Here is a 3,008-nt window from a genome sequence, read left to right as displayed (position 1 = left end):
TCAAAACTAGATAACATTTGCTTCATATTATATGGTTAAGTCCTCGATCTATTAGTATTCGTCAGCTCCACATGTCACCATGCTTCCACCTCGAACCTATCAACCTGATCATCTTTCAGGGATCTTACTAGCTTACGCTATGGGAAATCTCATCTTGAGGGGGGCTTCATGCTTAGATGCTTTCAGCACTTATCCCTTCCGCACATAGCTACCCAGCTATGCCCTTGGCAGAACAACTGGTACACCAGCGGTGCGTCCATCCCGGTCCTCTCGTACTAAGGACAGCTCCTCTCAAATTTCCTACGCCCACGACGGATAGGGACCGAACTGTCTCACGACGTTCTGAACCCAGCTCGCGTACCGCTTTAATGGGCGAACAGCCCAACCCTTGGGACCGACTACAGCCCCAGGATGCGATGAGCCGACATCGAGGTGCCAAACCTCCCCGTCGATGTGGACTCTTGGGGGAGATAAGCCTGTTATCCCCGGGGTAGCTTTTATCCGTTGAGCGATGGCCCTTCCATGCGGAACCACCGGATCACTAAGCCCGACTTTCGTCCCTGCTCGACTTGTAGGTCTCGCAGTCAAGCTCCCTTATGCCTTTGCACTCTACGAATGATTTCCAACCATTCTGAGGGAACCTTTGGGCGCCTCCGTTACACTTTAGGAGGCGACCGCCCCAGTCAAACTGCCCACCTGACACTGTCTCCCGGGTCGATAAGACCCGTAGGTTAGAATTTCAATACAGTCAGGGCGGTATCCCACCAGCGCCTCCACCGAAGCTAGCGCTCCGGCTTCAAAGGCTCCCGCCTATCCTGTACAAACTGTACCAAAATTCAATATCAGGCTACAGTAAAGCTCCACGGGGTCTTTCCGTCCTGTCGCGGGTAACCTGCATCTTCACAGGTACTATAATTTCACCGAGTCTCTGGTTGAGACAGTGCCCAAATCGTTACACCTTTCGTGCGGGTCGGAACTTACCCGACAAGGAATTTCGCTACCTTAGGACCGTTATAGTTACGGCCGCCGTTTACTGGGGCTTCAGTTCAGAGCTTCGCTTACGCTAACCCCTCTCCTTAACCTTCCAGCACCGGGCAGGTGTCAGCCCCTATACTTCGCCTTACGGCTTCGCAGAGACCTGTGTTTTTGCTAAACAGTCGCTTGGGCCTATTCACTGCGGCTTTCCGTTAAGAAAGCACCCCTTCTCCCGAAGTTACGGGGTCATTTTGCCGAGTTCCTTAACCAGAGTTCTCTCGCACACCTTAGGATTCTCTCCTCGCCTACCTGTGTCGGTTTGCGGTACAGGCACCTTTTATCTCGCTAGAAGCTTTTCTTGGCAGCGGGGAATCAAAGACTTCGCTCCATAAGGAGCTTCCCCATCACAGCTCAGCCTTCACGATAAGCGGATTTGCCTACTTATCAGCCTAACTGCTTGGACGTGCACAACCAATCGCACGCTTCTTCTATCCTTCTGCGTCCCTCCATTGCTCAAACGATAAAGAGGTGGTACAGGAATATCAACCTGTTGTCCATCGCCTACGCCTGTCGGCCTCGGCTTAGGTCCTGACTAACCCTGAGCGGACGAGCCTTCCTCAGGAAACCTTAGGCATTCGGTGGACGGGATTCTCACCCGTCTTTCGCTACTCATACCGGCATTCTCACTTCTAAGCGCTCCACCAGTCCTTACGGTCTGACTTCACTGCCCTTAGAACGCTCCCCTACCACTGATACCATAGGTATCAATTCGCAGCTTCGGTGGTGTATTTAGCCCCGGTACATTTTCGGCGCAGAGTCACTCGACTAGTGAGCTATTACGCACTCTTTAAATGGTGGCTGCTTCTAAGCCAACATCCTAGTTGTCTAAGCAACTCCACATCCTTTTCCACTTAATACACACTTTGGGACCTTAGCTGGCGATCTGGGCTGTTTCCCTCTTGACTACGGATCTTATCACTCGCAGTCTGACTCCTAAGGATAAGTCATTGGCATTCGGAGTTTGACTGAATTCGGTAATCCGATGAGGACCCCTAGTTCAATCAGTGCTCTACCTCCAAGACTCTTACACTTAAGGCTAGCCCTAAAGCTATTTCGGGGAGAACCAGCTATCTCCAGGTTCGATTGGAATTTCTCCGCTACCCACACCTCATCCCCGCACTTTTCAACGTGCGTGGGTTCGGGCCTCCATTCAGTGTTACCTGAACTTCACCCTGGACATGGGTAGATCACCTGGTTTCGGGTCTACGACCACGTACTAAACGCCCTATTCAGACTCGCTTTCGCTACGGCTCCGCCTCTTCAGCTTAACCTCGCACGGGATCGTAACTCGCCGGTTCATTCTACAAAAGGCACGCCATCACCCATTAACGGGCTCTGACTATTTGTAGGCACACGGTTTCAGGATCTCTTTCACTCCCCTTCCGGGGTGCTTTTCACCTTTCCCTCACGGTACTGGTTCACTATCGATCACTAGGTAGTATTTAGCCTTGGGAGATGGTCCTCCCAGATTCCGACGGAATTTCACGTGTTCCGCCGTACTCAGGATACATTCAAGAGAGAACGAAGTTTCGACTACGGGGTTGTTACCCTCTATGACGAGCCTTTCCAGGCTGCTTCGTCTACCTCGTTCCTTTGTAACTCCGTATAGAATGTCCTACAACCCCAAGAGGCAAGCCTCTTGGTTTGGGCTAGATTCCGTTTCGCTCGCCGCTACTCAGGAAATCGCATTTGCTTTCTCTTCCTCCAGGTACTTAGATGTTTCAGTTCCCTGGGTCTGTCTTCCTTACCCTATGTATTCAGGTAAGGATACCATACCATTACGTATGGTGGGTTTCCCCATTCGGAAATCTTCGGATCAAAGCTTACTTACAGCTCCCCGAAGCATATCGGCGTTAGTCCCGTCCTTCATCGACTCCTAGTGTCAAGGCATCCACCGTGCGCCCTTTCTAACTTAACCAAACTAAAATTAAAAAATATGAGCTACACTGTTATCTAGTTTTCAAAGAACATAC

1 rRNA gene is annotated in these 3,008 nt (G+C 51.0%); it reads right to left on the bottom strand.

Going from position 1 to position 3,008, the window contains the following annotated elements:
* Nucleotides 1-31: 31 nt before the first annotated feature.
* Nucleotides 32-2,953: ribosomal RNA gene (locus BPMYX0001_RS27580) — 23S ribosomal RNA — on the bottom strand.
* Between the last annotated feature and the right edge of the window lie 55 nt (nt 2,954-3,008).

The sequence above is a fragment of the Bacillus pseudomycoides DSM 12442 genome (genome assembly GCF_000161455.1).
GTDB classification, from domain to species: domain Bacteria; phylum Bacillota; class Bacilli; order Bacillales; family Bacillaceae_G; genus Bacillus_A; species Bacillus_A pseudomycoides.
Note: the sequence above shows the minus strand (reverse complement) of the source record. Positions and strands in the feature narration are given on the sequence as shown.